Origin of the sequence: Arthrobacter sp. ov118 (genome assembly GCF_900116495.1) — a bacterium.
Classification (GTDB): domain Bacteria; phylum Actinomycetota; class Actinomycetes; order Actinomycetales; family Micrococcaceae; genus Arthrobacter.
In genome coordinates this window covers 491171-505653 of record NZ_FPAY01000001.1, presented here as the reverse complement: position 1 = coordinate 505653, position 14483 = coordinate 491171, and the positions used below count along the sequence as shown (strand labels likewise).

The 14483-nt window shown below is 64.9% G+C and carries 10 protein-coding genes; 3 read left to right on the top strand and 7 right to left on the bottom strand.

The features are described from left to right. Positions 1 to 327 precede the first annotated feature (327 nt). From BM372_RS02335 to BM372_RS02325, 3 genes are all read left to right on the top strand, one after another. Positions 328 to 1452, top strand: a complete 1125-nt coding sequence (locus BM372_RS02335; RefSeq protein ID WP_090951253.1) for an S-(hydroxymethyl)mycothiol dehydrogenase — start codon at positions 328 to 330, stop codon at positions 1450 to 1452. Continuing rightward, a complete protein-coding gene (locus BM372_RS02330; RefSeq protein WP_090951250.1) occupies positions 1449 to 2069 on the top strand; it encodes an MBL fold metallo-hydrolase in 621 nt (206 codons plus the stop codon). The genes BM372_RS02335 and BM372_RS02330 overlap by 4 nt, the downstream gene beginning before the upstream one ends. 110 nt (positions 2070 to 2179) lie before the next feature. Then, the gene (locus tag BM372_RS02325) at positions 2180 to 4540 is read left to right on the top strand and encodes an FdhF/YdeP family oxidoreductase (RefSeq protein ID WP_090951247.1); all 2361 of its coding nucleotides are present in this window, start codon (positions 2180 to 2182) and stop codon (positions 4538 to 4540) included. Positions 4541 to 4611: 71 nt separating this feature from the next. On the opposite strand, the gene BM372_RS20825 is transcribed toward BM372_RS02325, so the two are convergent. From BM372_RS20825 to BM372_RS02295, 7 genes are all read right to left on the bottom strand, one after another. After that, entirely contained in the window at positions 4612 to 5466 is an 855-nt protein-coding gene (locus tag BM372_RS20825; protein ID WP_218160838.1) for an IS3 family transposase, read from the bottom strand. Further along, positions 5463 to 5789, bottom strand: coding sequence for a helix-turn-helix domain-containing protein (locus BM372_RS20820; protein WP_218160837.1), 327 nt, complete (start codon positions 5787 to 5789; stop codon positions 5463 to 5465). Before BM372_RS20820 ends, BM372_RS20825 begins: the two co-directional genes overlap by 4 nt. Before the next feature lie 263 nt (positions 5790 to 6052). After that, positions 6053 to 8560 (bottom strand): GcvT family protein, encoded by a 2508-nt coding sequence (locus BM372_RS02315; RefSeq protein WP_090951245.1) that lies wholly within the window; start codon positions 8558 to 8560, stop codon positions 6053 to 6055. Positions 8561 to 8595: 35 nt separating this feature from the next. Next, positions 8596 to 9525 (bottom strand): formyltetrahydrofolate deformylase, encoded by a 930-nt coding sequence (gene purU, locus BM372_RS02310; protein WP_090951242.1) that lies wholly within the window; start codon positions 9523 to 9525, stop codon positions 8596 to 8598. A gap of 3 nt (positions 9526 to 9528) precedes the next feature. Next, positions 9529 to 11457, bottom strand: coding sequence for a BCCT family transporter (locus tag BM372_RS02305; RefSeq protein ID WP_090951239.1), 1929 nt, complete (start codon positions 11455 to 11457; stop codon positions 9529 to 9531). A 259-nt stretch (positions 11458 to 11716) separates the two neighbouring features. Next, entirely contained in the window at positions 11717 to 13132 is a 1416-nt protein-coding gene (locus BM372_RS02300; RefSeq protein ID WP_090951237.1) for a ferredoxin reductase, read from the bottom strand. Beyond that, a complete protein-coding gene (locus BM372_RS02295) occupies positions 13129 to 14433 on the bottom strand; it encodes an aromatic ring-hydroxylating oxygenase subunit alpha (RefSeq protein ID WP_090951235.1) in 1305 nt (434 codons plus the stop codon). Before BM372_RS02295 ends, BM372_RS02300 begins: the two co-directional genes overlap by 4 nt. Between the last annotated feature and the right edge of the window lie 50 nt (positions 14434 to 14483).

Sequence of the window (14483 nt, the reverse complement as noted above, 5' to 3'; positions counted from 1 at the left end):
CGAGGGCGCGTGGGGCCATGTGGATAACGGCAAGACGCCGCGCCGCGGGCGACCCGTCGGGTCCCTCAGGCTAGGCCGGGAACTTCATATTCCTTGACACGAAATGTGATGACTGCCATATTGCTCGTACGCACTGTGTGCATCTCGTTGTGTAATACGCAATTGAAGTGACTTGCGCTGGAAGTAATGTCCCACCGTGTCCACGCCTCATGCCCGAACGGGAGGGGCCGATGTGCGTATGCGGACTCTGAACTCCGACCAGTCGGCTAGATTGGCCGAGGTGCCGTCACCAACGAGCCTGCGGGCTCAGGAAAGGAACACCAGCTGATGGTTCATAAAGTCAAGGCAGTGGTGGTCAGGGAGAAGAACGCTCCGGTGTCGTTGGAGACGATCCTGGTGCCCGATCCGGGGCCAGGGGAAGCTTTGGTGGACATCCTGACGTGCGGGGTGTGTCATACCGATCTGCATTACAAGCTGGGCGGCATCGGTGATGAGTTCCCTTACCTGCTGGGCCATGAGGCGACCGGCGTGGTTTCGTCCGTGGGTGAGGGTGTTACGGAGGTAGCCCCGGGCGACCGGGTCATCCTGAACTGGCGTGCGGTCTGCGGGCAGTGCCGGGCGTGTGCCAAGGGCCAGCCGCAGTACTGCTTCAACACCGCCAACGCCACCCAGAAAATGACTCTGGAGGACGGCACCGAGCTGTCACCGGCGCTGGGCATCGGCGCGTTCGCGGAGAAGACGTTGGTCGCTGCCGGTCAGTGCACCAAGGTCGACGAGGACGCCGACCCGGCCGCCGTCGGGCTTCTGGGCTGCGGTGTGATGGCGGGCATCGGGGCCGCGATCAACACCGGCGGTGTCAAGCGCGGCGAGTCGGTGGCCGTGATCGGCTGCGGCGGGGTGGGCATCGCGGCGATCGCCGGGGCCAAGCTCGCCGGCGCCACGACGATCATCGCAGTGGACATCGATGACAACAAGATCGAGATGGCCAGGTCCCTCGGCGCCACCCACGGCGTGAACTCCCGCACCGCCGACCCGGTCGAGGCCATCCGGGAACTGACCGGCGGCAACGGGGCCGACGTCGTCATCGAGGCCGTCGGCCGGCCCGAGACGTACAAGCAGGCCTTCTACGCCCGCGATCTGGCCGGCCGCGTGGTCCTGGTGGGTGTGCCGACGCCGGAGATGCAGCTTGAGCTGCCGCTGCTGGACGTATTTGGCCGGGGCGGTTCGCTGAAGTCCTCCTGGTACGGCGACTGCCTGCCCTCCCGTGACTTCCCGATGCTGGTCCAGCACTACAAGCAGGGCAACCTGGACCTGGACGCGTTTGTCTCCGAACGCATCTCCATTGACCAGGTCGAGGAGGCCTTCGAGAAGATGCACGAGGGCAAGGTCCTCCGTTCAGTTGTCGAAATCAGCTCCGTCGTTGAAATCGAGTCCGCGGCGACGCCGGCATGAGCGTCACCATCGAGAACCTCGTCACCTCGGGCACGTTTTCCCTCGACGGCGGCACCTGGGACGTGGACAACAACGTCTGGATCGTGGGCAATGACGAGGAATGCGTGATCATCGACTCCCCGCACGACGCGGCCGCGATCATCAGCGGCGTGCGGGGCAGGAAGGTCCTGGCCATTCTGCTCACCCACGCGCACAACGACCACATCGGCGCCGCCCGCGAGGTCGCCCACGCCGTCGGCGCCCCGATCCACCTGAACCTCGAGGACCAGATCCTCTGGGAACAGGTCTACCCGGATGCCACACCGGATGCCGACATCGCCGACGGGGACGAGTTCCGGGTCGGCGGCGCCACGCTCCGGGCGATCCACACCCCCGGCCACTCACCCGGCTCCACCTGCTTCCACCTCGAGCAGGAGGGAACCGTGTTCACCGGGGACACCTTGTTCAACGGCGGTCCCGGAGCCACCGGCCGGTCCTACAGTGACTACCCGACCATCCTGACCTCCATCCGCGAACGCCTCCTCACGCTTCCCGCGGAAACCGTGGTCCGCACCGGGCACGGCGACAACACCACCATCGCCGCCGAACGCGAAACGCTGGCCAAGGTGTCCCAGTAGCCGGGGTTCCTAAGTAACAACCATCAAGTAAGGCGCGCCAGGAAAGCCTGGCGCGCGCCATACTTGGCGATCGAACAAGCTGGATATTAGCGGTTAGGAAAGTTGGAACAATGAAGTTCGGGAAACAGCCCGCCCCTGTCGCGGACATCAACGAGGACGAACTGGCGGTCCACAAGCCGAAGACCGAAGCCGCCGGCGTCAAGGCCGTGATGGTGGCGCTGGAACGCGCCGTGGCGCAGGCAGGCGTCACCCGTACGGCGCATTCGCTGCTCAGGCTGAACCAGCGCGGCGGCTTCGACTGCCCCGGCTGCGCCTGGCCGGAGTCGGACAAGAAACGCAAGACCGCCGAGTTCTGTGAGAACGGCGCCAAGGCTGTGGCCGAGGAGAACACCCTTCGGACGGTCGGGGCGGAATTCTGGGCGAAGCATTCCATCGCGGAGCTGTCGGAAAAGACTGAGTACTGGCTGGGCAACCAGGGCAGGCTCAGCGAACCGGTGGTGATCCGGGAGGGGGAGACACACTACTCGCCGATCTCCTGGGCGGACGCCTTCGACCTCATCGGCGAGCACATCCGGGCGAGCACGCCCGACCGCTGCGTTTTCTACACCTCGGGCCGCACGGCCAATGAGACCGCGTTCATGTACCAGCTCTTCGCCCGGTCCGTAGGCACCAACAACCTGCCGGACTGTTCCAACATGTGCCACGAGTCCTCCGGTTCCGCGTTGAACCCGACCATCGGCATCGGCAAGGGCACGGTGTCACTGGACGACATCCACGACGCAGAACTGATCTTCGTCGTGGGGCAGAACCCCGGCACCAACCATCCCCGGATGCTGTCCGCTTTGAAGGAGTGCAAGGACAAGGGCGGCAAGGTGGTGGCGGTGAATCCGCTGCCCGAGGCCGGCCTGTTCAACTTCCGCGACCCGCAAACAGTCTCCGGCGTGGTGGGCGGCGGCACGCCGCTGGCCGACGAGTACCTCCAGATCAAGGTGGGCGGCGACCTGGCCCTGTTCCAGGCGCTCGGCCACCTGCTGCTGGCGGCCGAGGAGCAAAACCCGGGGACCGTCGTCGACCATGCCTTCATCGAGGCGCAGACCGACGGCTTCGCCGCCTACCGGGAGGCCCGCCGGGAACTGGACTGGGAAGAGACGGAGCGCGCCACCGGCCTGGCCCGGCAGCAGATCGAGGACGTCGCCGCGATGCTGCTGGCGTCCAAGGCCAGCATCTTCTGCTGGGCGCTGGGCGTCACCCAGCAGCCGCACTCCGTGGACACCATCAAGGAAATGGTCAACGTCCTGCTGCTGCAGGGCAACTTCGGCAAGCCCGGCGCTGGCGCCTGCCCGGTGCGCGGACACTCCAACGTCCAGGGCGACCGGACCATGGGCATCTGGGAAAAGCCCAAGGAATGGCTGCTGGCGGCGCTGGACAACGAGTTCGGCATCGCCTCGCCCCGGCACCACGGCCACGACGCCGTCGAATCCATGGAGGCGTTCGAGCGCGACGAGGTGGACGTCTTTGTGTCCATGGGCGGCAACTTCTCACTGGCGTGCTCGGACACGGAGACCCTCGAAGCCGGGATGCAGCGGATCGGACTGACCGTGCACATCTCCACCAAGCCCAACCGGTCCCACGTGGTGCACGGCCGCACCTCGCTGATCCTTCCCACGCTGGGCCGCACGGACAAGGACGACAAGCACCCGAAGGGCGCCCAGTTCCTGTCCGTGGAGGACTCGATGTCCGTGGTCCACTCGACCCAGGGCAGGCTGCAGCCGGTGTCTGAGCACCTCCTTGCCGAGCCGGTCATCGTGGCCAGGATGGCCGAAGCCACGTTCGGCCCCGGCCATCCGGTGGACTGGAAGGCCATGGCCGAGGACTACGACGTCGTCCGGGACCACATCGCCCGGGTCCTTCCGGGGTTCGAGGACTTCAACGCCAGGGTCCGGACGAAGAACGGTTTTGTGCTGCCCAATCCGCCCCGGGACACGCGGTCGTTTGCGACGGACATCGGACGCGGCCGGTTCACGGTCAGCCCCCTCGAGTACCTGACGCCGCCGGCCGGGCACCTGGTCCTGCAGACCATGCGCAGCCACGACCAGTACAACACCACGTTCTACGGCCTCGATGACCGGTACCGCGGGATCTCCGACGGCCGCCGGGTCATTCTGGTGCACCCGGAGGACCTGGCTGAGCAGGGCTACCAGGACCGGGATCTGGTCGATGTGGTCAGCACCTTCCAGGGCGCGGACCGGCGGGCCGAGAAGTTCCGGCTGGTGGCCTACCCGACGGCCAAGGGCTGCGCCGCGGCGTATTTCCCCGAGGCCAACGCCCTGGTCCACAAGGAAAACGTGGCCCGGGTATCCAACACGCCCGGCTTCAAGGCCATGTTCGTCCGCTTCGAGCCGCACGCCGCCGGGGCAGCGTCCGCCGCGGCCGGCGAGGCAGCGACTCCCGAGGCGGCCGCTGCGCGCTAAAGGCGTTCCCAACAGAACGGCCCCGCTTCCTTTGAATTGGTCCCCGGAAGTTGGACTGGTTTAGATAAAGCCTAGGCCGCGAGGGCCTGAGTTCGGTATTGCACCGGGCTCAGGCCCTCGAGCTTTGTCGAGATCCTTTCGTTGTTGTACCAACGGATGTACTCGTGCAGCGCTGCTTCGAGTGCATCGGTGCTGAGGAACCTGACGTGGTGGAAGAGCTCTTCCTTGAGGTGGCCAAAGAAATTCTCCATCACAGCGTTGTCGTAGCAGTTGCCCTTGCGGGACATTGACTGGACTGCGCCGGCGCCCTCGAGGAGGCTCCGCCACGAGCCGTGGCGGTATTGGAAGCCTTGGTCCGAATGCACGAGCGGCTGCTGACCGGGCTCCAGACAGGTCAGGGCTTCACGCAACGAAGTGTTGGTCAGAGCCAGGTTCGGGGATGTGCCGATGGTGTGGGAGATGATCTGCCGGTCGAAGAGGTCCATGACCGGGGAGAGGTAGAGCTTGCGGTCTCCGACGCTGAACTCTGTCACGTCAGTGACCCACTTCTGGTTCGGGGCAGCGGCGTCGAACTCCCGGTTCAGCAGGTTCGGTGCAGTCGTGCCTTGCTCGCCTTTGTAGGAGTTGTAGCGTTTCCTCCGCCGGACCTTGCAGAGCAGCCCGAGTCCCCGCATCAGCTTCAGCACGGTCTTCTTCGCGATTGTCCAGCCCTGGTTGAACAGTTCCCTGTGCACGCGGCGGTGCCCGTACCGGCCATGGTTCTTCTTGAAGATGTCCGTGATGGAGGACTTGAGTTCCTCTTGCGGGTCAGGGGCCTGAAGGCGGGCCTGGTGATAGAAAAACGTTGACCGGGCAAGACCTGAGACCTGCAGAAGAACCGGAAGCGGGAAGTCAGCCTTGAGGGCGATGAGGGCCTGGACCTTCACCGTTGTTTTTGAGCCCTCAAGGCCCGCAATTTTCCCAGGTAGGCAACTTCCGCCCGCAAGCGCTCGTTCTCCCGCCGCAACCGCTCTAACTCTGATGTTTCCGTAGGAGGTGGGCTGTCCGGCTTCCGAGGCCTGCCTTTGGTCTTCGGGCGCAACGCGTCAGCACCATCGCGGCGATACACGCGAGCCCACGTTTTCACCAGATCCGGAGAAGACAACCCAGCCTCGGCAGCGAGATCTGACGCGGCCTCGCCCGATATGAACCGCATCACCAACGCGAGCTTGAAGTCGAACGAGTACGACTGTTTCGTCGGCTTAGTCACCAGCGCTCCTTGACCATGAATCCTCCACCGCCGATACAGTTTTCTGATCGGCCAGCGAGACACGCCCAGCAACCTGGCAGTCGCCGTGTCAGCAAGGCCCTTCTCAAACCACGCTACAGCGGTCTCGCGCTGATTCTCCGATAACGACCTGCTTGCACACATAAAACTGCTCCCCGGGAGTCGGAACTGAATTTCTCAGTCCAACTTCCGGGGAGCAGTTCACTTTCGGAAGCGGGGCCGTTCTGTCACGGGTGGCTGGACGGTCAGCCGCGGAGGCGCTCCATGCCCGGGTCGAACAGGGGCTCCGCAGTGACCGTGGCGGCCACCCGGCGGCCGAAGTACTCGATCTCCACGGCGTCGCCCTCGGAAACGGCTGCGGGCAGCCAGGCGTAGGCGATCGGCTTGCGGATCGAATAGCCGTACGCCGCGCTGGTGACGTAGCCGGACGCCTCGCCGCCCACGTACACCGGTTCCTTGCCCAGCACGATGGACGTGCCGTCGTCGACCGTCAGGCAGCGCAGTACCTTCTCGGCGGGCTGTTCCTTGCGGGCCACCAGAGCGCCCGCCCCGACGTAGCCTTCCTTGTCCTTGGCCACCGAGAAGCCGAGGCCGGACTGGTACGGGTGGTGCTCGGTGGTCATGTCCGTGCCCCAGAGGCGGTAGCCCTTCTCCAGGCGCAGGCTGTTGAAGGCACCGCGGCCGGCGGCGATGATGCCGTGCTCCTGGCCCGCCTCGAAGAGCAGGTCCCAGAGCTTGAGTCCGTATTCGGCGGTGGTGTACAGCTCCCAGCCGAGTTCACCCACGTAGGACAGCCGCATGGCCGTGACGGGGATGCCGCCCACCGAAATTTCCTTGGTGCGGAAGTACTTCAGGCCGTCGTTGGTGAGATCGTCAGCGCTGACCTTGCCGATGACTTCGCGGGCCAGCGGTCCCCACAGGCCGATGCAGCAGGTGCTGCCCGTGATGTCGGCGACGTGCACCCACTGCGCGGGATCGGCGGCCGACTGCTTCCGGGCCTCAACGCGCAGGTAGTCGAAGTCCACGTTGCTGTTCACACCGAGCTGGAAGTCCTCCTCCCCGAGCCGGGCGACGGTCACGTCACTGCGGATGCCGCCGTCGTGCTCCAGCAGCAGGCAGTAGGTGACGGCGCCGGGCTTCTTGGCGATGTTGCCGGTGCTCAGCCGGTGCAGCAGCGCCTGGGCGCCGGGTCCGTTGACGGCCAGCCGCTTCAGCGGCGTCATGTCGTAAAGCGCGACGGCGGTACGCGTCTTCCACGCTTCGGCCGCGGAGATGGGGGAGGAGAACATGGCCGCCCAGGGCTCGCGTTCCGGCGCCTGCCATTCGGCGGGCAGTTCGTCCAGCAGCGCGCGGTTGGCCTCGAACCAGTGCGGGCGCTCCCAGGCGGCGGACTCGAGGAAGAAGGCGCCGAGTTCCTTCTGCCTGACGTTGAACGGGCTGACGCGCAGGTCCCGCGGGGACTCCTTGGGCTGCAGAGGGTGCAGGACGTCGTAGATCTCCACGAAGTTCTGCTGCGAGGTCTCGCTGACGTAGTCGTCGGACGTCTGCACCTTCTCGAAGCGGGTGAGCTCGGTGCCATGCAGGTCGGTGCGGGAACGGCCCTCGATGAGCAGCTCCGCCACGGCCTTGGCCACACCTGCGGAGTGCGTCACCCACACGGCCTCGGCAACGAAGAAGCCGGAGAGGTCAGGGGCTTCGCCGATCAGGGGGCCGCCGTCGGGCGTGAAGGAGAAGATGCCGTTGAAGCCGTCCTCGATCGCGGCGCTGCGCAGTGCCGGCAGCAGGTCCTGGCTGTCTTCCCACGCGGGCACGAAGTCTTCCAGGGTGAAGTCCAGGCGCGAAGGCATGCGGTGGTCGGACATCTCCTCAGCGGCCACCTTCGGCAGGGCGGACATGTCCACCGGCATCGGGCGGTGGGCGTAGCTGCCGATGCCGATGCGCTCGCCCCATTCGCGGTAGTACAGGTCCTTGTCCTGGTATCGGAGGATAGGCTTCTCGGCGCCGTCGGGAAGTTCGTTCACGCCCTTGAGTTCGGGCAGGGGAGTGGACTTGACGTACTGGTGGGCCAGCGGCAGCAGCGGAACCTCGAGGCCAATCATCTTCCCGAGCTCACGGCCCCAGAAGCCTGCGCACGAGACCACGATGTCGGCGGGAATCACGCCGGAGGAGGTCTCGACGCCGGTGACCTGACCGCCCCACTGGGAGATGCCGGTGACGGTGGTGGAGCCGCGGAAGGTCACGCCGCGCTCGCGGGAGCGCTCGATCAGCAACTGCACGGCACGGGCAGCCAGGGCCAGCCCGTCGGTGGGGATGAGCAGGCCGCCCAGGACCTCGCGGCCGCCGGTGAGCTTGCCAGTGTTGAGCAGCGGGTAGATCTTTTCGCATTCGTCGGCGTCGACGATCCGGCTTTCGACGCCCCAGGAGCTCATCACGCCCATCTTGCGCTTGAGGTCGGCGAGGCGCTCGGCAGTGGTTGCCAGTTCCAGGCCGCCCACCTGGTTGAAGCAGGACTGGCCGTCCTGGCTCAGGGAGAGCAGCTTGTTGACCGTGTACGTGGCGAATTCCGTCATGGTCTTGGACGGATTGTTCTGGAACACCAGGCCGGGGGCGTGCGAGGTGGAGCCGCCGGCCAATTCCAGCGGGCCCTGCTCGACGACGGTGACGTTGTTCCAGCCCCTGCTGGACAGTTCATCCGCGAGGTTGGTGCCGACGATGCCGGCTCCGATGATGACGACGCGTGGTGATGCGCTCATGGTGTGTGGTTCTCCTGGTTCGCGCTAGCGGGAATTTAACGAAATACGACGGTGCGGGTCTTGTTGAGCAGGACGCGGTGCTGGCAGTGCCACTTCACCGCGCGGGAGAGCGCCTGGGTCTCCGCGTCCCTGCCCACTGTCACCAGCGCGTCCGGGTCCAGGGCGTGGTCCACCCGGAAGACCTCCTGCTCGATGATGGGTCCCTCGTCGAGGTCCGCGGTGACATAGTGGGCGGTGGCGCCGACCAGCTTTACTCCGCGGTCGTAGGCCTGGTGGTACGGCTTGGCACCCTTGAAGCCGGGCAGGAACGAGTGATGGATGTTGATGGCCCGGCCGCGAAGTTCCCTGCACAGGTCATTGGACAGCACCTGCATGTAGCGCGCCAGCACCACGAGGTCGGCCTGGTATTCGGCCACCAGCTCGAGCAGGCGGGCCTCGGCTTCCGGCTTGGTGCCGGCCGTCACCGGCACGTGGATGAACGGGAGGCCGGCCGCCTCGGCCATGGCCCGGAGGTCCTCGTGGTTGGAAACCACGACGGCGATCTCCGCACCCAGACTGCCGGCCCGCCAGCGGAAGATGAGATCGTTCAGGCAGTGGCCGAACTTCGACACCATGACCAGCAGCCGCTGCGGGCGGCCGTCGTGGATGCGGAAATCCATGTCGAATTCATCGGCAATGGCTGCGAACTCCGCACTGAGGCCTTCCGCGGAAACTTCCTTGTCTCCCGGAGTGAAGGCCGTGCGCAGGTAGAGCTTGCCGCTCATGTGATCATCGAACTGCTGGTGTTCAACGATGTCGAAGCCGCGATCAGCGAGGAATGCGGTGATGGCCCGGACGATTCCGGGGCGCTCCGGGCACGCAAGGGTGAGGACGTACTGTGCGGTGCCAGTACTGCGGACGCTGGGGACCGCGCCGGCTTCCGCCGTCGCGTTACCGGTGGGGCGGCCCTCGAGGACTGTGGTCATGGTCTACTCCTGGTTCTTTGCGGGGACTTGGGTATCAGCGGGCGAAGCGGCGCAGGGGCCGTCGTCCGAACAGCGCTGGCCGCATTCATGTTTGGTCACAAGGTCGAAATGGACGCCGCCGTGCTGGTCCACGCCGGTCCGGATGGCCCGCTCGACGACGCTTGTGGCGAGCCTGCGCCGCAGGGCCAGCGGATCCCGTCGCAGGTCGCGGGCCAAGGCGAGGCATAGAAGCAGCATGACCAGCACAAAGGGCAGGGCAGCAACGATGGTGATGCGCTGCAGCCCGGACAGCGCTTCGGACGGCTCATCTCCACCGGCCATCAGCATGACTGCTGCAACTGCGCCGGTCAGCACGCCCCAGAAGATGACCAGGCCGCGGCGAGGTTCGTTGGAACCGTTGGAGCTCAGGGAGGCCATGACGATGGAGGCCGAATCGGCGCCGGTGATGAAGAAGATTGCCACCAGGACCATGGCCAGGATGATGACCGCAGCCGTGGCCCCGGCCGGCAGGCCGAGATTCTTGACCAGGTCGAAGAGGGCGCCATCAAAGTCGATGGACGGGGCGCCGTCGACCAGGGAGACGAGCCCATCGGCAGGGTTGTCCGTCTTGTCGGCCTGCTGCTGGATGCCGAAAGCGGTACCGCCAAAGATTCCGAACCAGATCACGCTGACAATGCTGGGAACCAGCAGAACGCCGGTGACGAACTGGCGGATGGTGCGTCCGCGGCTGATACGGGCGATGAACATGCCAACAAACGGCGTCCAGGACACCCACCAGGCCCAGTAAAAGATGGTCCAGCCCGACAACCATGTACGCAATGCCTCGTCACCCACGGCTTCCGTCCGCGAGGACATTGTCGCCAGGTCCCGCGCGTAGTCACCCACGGCGGCGGGAATCAGGTTAAGGATGAACAGCGTGGGCCCGGCCACGAAGACGATGACGGCGAGGAGGACGGCCAGGACCATGTTGATGTTGGACAGCCACTGGATGCCGCGGCTGATGCCGGAAACTGCAGAGGCCACAAAGCAGGAGGTGAGGATGGCGACGATCACCACAAGCACGGGCGTGCCGATCTCTCCGACCCAGCCGTTGGAGGTGAGGCCGCTGCCGATCTGGAGAGCACCGAGGCCAAGGGACGCGGCCGTGCCGAACAAGGTGGCGAAAATGGCCAGGATATTGATGAACTTGCCGACCGGCCCCTCGACCATCCTGATGCCAAAGAGCGAGGTGAACGCGGCCGATATGAGTTGCCTGCGGCCGAGACGGTAAGTGCCGTAGGCCATGGCAATGCCAACCACGGCGTACATGGCCCAGGGGTGCAGGGTCCAGTGGAAGATGGAAGTGGCCATGGCGGTCTGGATGGCCGCCGGGGTCCGTCCGTCTACTGTCCCGGGCGGCGGCGAGACGTAGTGGTACAGCGGTTCTGCCACGCCATAGAACATGAGCCCGATGCCCATGCCGGCCGCAAACATCATGGCTACCCAGGAAATGGTCCGGAACTCAGGCTTCTCCCCGTCTTTGCCCAGCGGTATGTTTCCAAACTTGCCGAGTGCAAGCCACAGGACGAAGACGACGAAGAGCGAGGCCAGAACCATGAAGAGCCAGCCAGTGTATTCCATGACCCAGCCAAGGACATCCGTGGAGACCGCGGCCAGGCTGTCCCGGCCGAGGAAGCCCCACGCGACGAAGGCCAGGGCGATGACGCCGGTGATGCCGAAGGTCCACTTGTCCAGCACAAGCGTGCGGTTGCGACGTTCCGTCACCGCGCGTTCAGTCTTGCTCTGTCGGAGTTCCTGGAGGATCTGCTGGGTGTCCTCCGCGTCGTGTGAGTCGTGGGAGGGAGGAAGGTTCTGCGGCGCAGGAACGAGTGTGTGCTCCTCCAGCTCCAGGGGGGGTTGGGCATCCGGGCGGATGTCGCTGTTCAAAGCCATGTCAAGTCCTTTGGGTTGAATTCATGGGCTGGCGTTGTACCCCGGCGTCCCCCGGCCGGGCGGAAGGTTGAGCTTCCTGGCAATCGGTAACCAGAGTGGGCTTCGCTTTTGATCGAGCCGGTTGTTCCGCAAAGATCAACACGTCTCGTAATAAGCAACAGCGTGGCGCGAATCACAGTGACCTGTCAATGTTTTTCCGAATTTTTTAGCCCTATTTCAGGGGTTTCGGCTGCGCCTTGACAGTGGGCCCGAACAGGGGTTAGGCATCGATCACCAGGTCCGTCTGCGCGATGGAGCAGCAGGGCAGGAACTTGCCTGCAGAGATTTCCCGTGCCCGGATCCCGCCCTGGTGGTTCATCTCGATCTCCCCTGAAAGCTTGACGACCTTACAGGAGCCGCACATGCCTTCCTTGCAGTTCGCGCCAATCCTGACGCCTGCACGCTGGGCCACCTCGAGGATGCGCTCGCTGGGGTCGATCCGCACATTGATGCCGGTACGCGTGAAGGACATGGTGAGGCTGCCTGTACCCACGGTGTCGAAGCTCGAGGCATCAGGTGAACCGGCTTCCGGCTCCCCGCCCGCGGTCTCGGCGGAGGCGTCGGAGCCGGGCGCCTTCGGGTCGACGATTTCCAGCGGCAGCCCCGCGGCCTGCAGGGTTCCGTCGGCGTCGTAACCAGGCTCGTAGAGGCCGAACGCAGCGGGCTGGCTTTCAAAGTAGTCCTCGGCGGATTCGGCGATCTCCTCGGCGATCTCTTCCGCGAAGTCGGCCGCGAGAGCCACCTCCGCCTGGTATTCAAGGAGGGTCTGGCGGTCTCCGGAGAAGAACTCCATGTAGATGGATGTGTCGTCCACACCGACCTTCTTGAGGAGCTCGGTGGCGGTGTTCAGGTAACCCTCAGGACCACATGCGTACACGTGGCGGCCGTTGGCGTCCGGGGCCACCTCCTCGAGCATGGCCGCCGTCAGCCTTCCGCTGAGTCCTTCCCACCCCTCCGGTACACCGCGGTCGCCCAGGGAGTAGTAGACCTTGATGCGTGAGTCCACGGAGGCGATATAGGCCAGTTCCCGGTGGAAGGCAAAGCCTCCAGCATCCGAGCCGTGATAGAGCACCACAACATCGGCGTGTCCGGGCAGGGCGTGGATGGTCCGCACCATGGACATGATGGGAGTGATGCCTGCGCCGGCGGCAAGCAAGAGGTACCGGGCCCGGCGGTCGGCATCGGGCAGGTGGAATGCTCCCACCGGTCCCAGCATCTCAAGAACGGTGCCGGGTTTGACGTTCGCGTGCGCCCATGGCGAGACCAGCCCCGTGGAGTCGCACTTGACGGTAATACTGAAGGTCCACGGCTCGGTAGGCGAACTGGACAGCGAGTAGCTGCGGTCCACCGGCTCCTGGTCCTCGCCATTGACGGGAAATGCGACGTTCACGTACTGGCCCGCACGGAACGCCAGGGGCGCACCGTCGCAGCGGCGGAACACGAAGGTCATCATCGCGCCGGCCTCGGGAACGGTCTCGACGCATTCGGCCATGAACTCCTGCGGATGCCAGGGCCCCAATGCGCGGGCTGCCCGGGCGGGTCCCTCGTTGCTGCCCATCACCCTGTTCCACGGCATTTCAAGACCGCGAATCCGCTGTGGTTCCTGGGTGGCCGTTTCAGTGAGGAGTTCAATCATGCCAAGTGCTCCTGGACGCGCTGCACGTACCAGTTGATGAATGCCTCGACCTGGTATTCGCTCTTCATGTAGGGACCGGGCTCGTAGGCGGGACTGCCGGCGCCCTGCTGGCACAGCTCCACGAACGCCTTGTCCTGCAGGTTCGTCTGCTTCCAGGTGTAGGTGAGTTTCTCCAGGTCGTAGTCGACGCCTTCCACGGCGTCGTCAGCCACCAGCCAGGTGGTGCGTACGAGGCTCTGGTGTTCGTTGATGGGGAAGACGCCGAACGTGATGACGTGGTCGCCGAGGAAGTGGAACCAGCTGTTGGGCTGCAGGTGCATCGAGCAGCGGCCAAGGCGGAAGTCGGGCAAGTCGCCGAGCAGCTTCTTGGAGAGCCTGTGCCCGTCGGGCGAGAACGATTCACCGTCTCCGTCGAGTGATTCCCGAGAGATGCGGATTCCCGCGATGCGCGTGTCAAGCTGCTCGACGACCTCATAGGGAAGGCCATAGCGGCGGCACCGCTCCTCGAGCGAGGACTGGGCCTCCTTGTTCCGGTTCCACACTTCCTCAAGATGGGGCGGGATCAGGCCCTCCGTCAGGCCCCAGGTGGGAAAGAGGGAGCAGGCGAGCTCAGGGTGGCCGTCGCAGTGGTAGCACTCACGGTTGTTCTCCATGACGAGCTTCCAGTTGCCCTCTTCGATGATGTTCTGCTGGTAGGCGATTTTTGTCTTCGAGAGATCGTGGGGCGCGAGGTAGGGCTCAAAGATCTTTGCGGTTTCGTCGAAGTCCACCGGCGGTTCATCCGCAATGCAGACGAAGATAAGTCCGGCGACCTCGCGGCCGTGGGCGCGCTTGAGGCCGAAGCAGCTCTTGTCGAACTTCGTTTCCCCCGGCGCGGAGGCATGGATCAGGTTGCCCTCCGGGGAGTAGGTCCAGGAGTGGTAGCCGCAAACCAGGTTCCCGGTTGACCCGGCGGCTTCGGTGAGAACGCGGGCGCCGCGGTGGCGGCATACGTTGTGCAGGACGTTCACGCCGCCGTCGTCGTTGCGCAGCACAATCAGGGAGTAGGGCCCGTAGTCGACGGTGACGTAGTCGCCCGGCTCCGGAAGTTCGGCGGTGCTGGCGGCAAAGATCCAGTGCTGGCCGAAAATGGCTTCCATGTCGATCTTGAATATCGTCGGGTCGGTGTAGAAGGGGGCATCGAGGGAGTAGCCGGTGCGCCGGAACTCAAACAACGCGGTAATTTCTGCCAGCTGCTCGGCAGGCAATGATCCAGCGAGTTTTCCGCGTGAATTGAGGGGCACGTTCACTGAAGCAGTCATGGGTTTCCTCCCGGGAGGCCTGGGTAGTGGGTGTTGCGTGATGACCACGG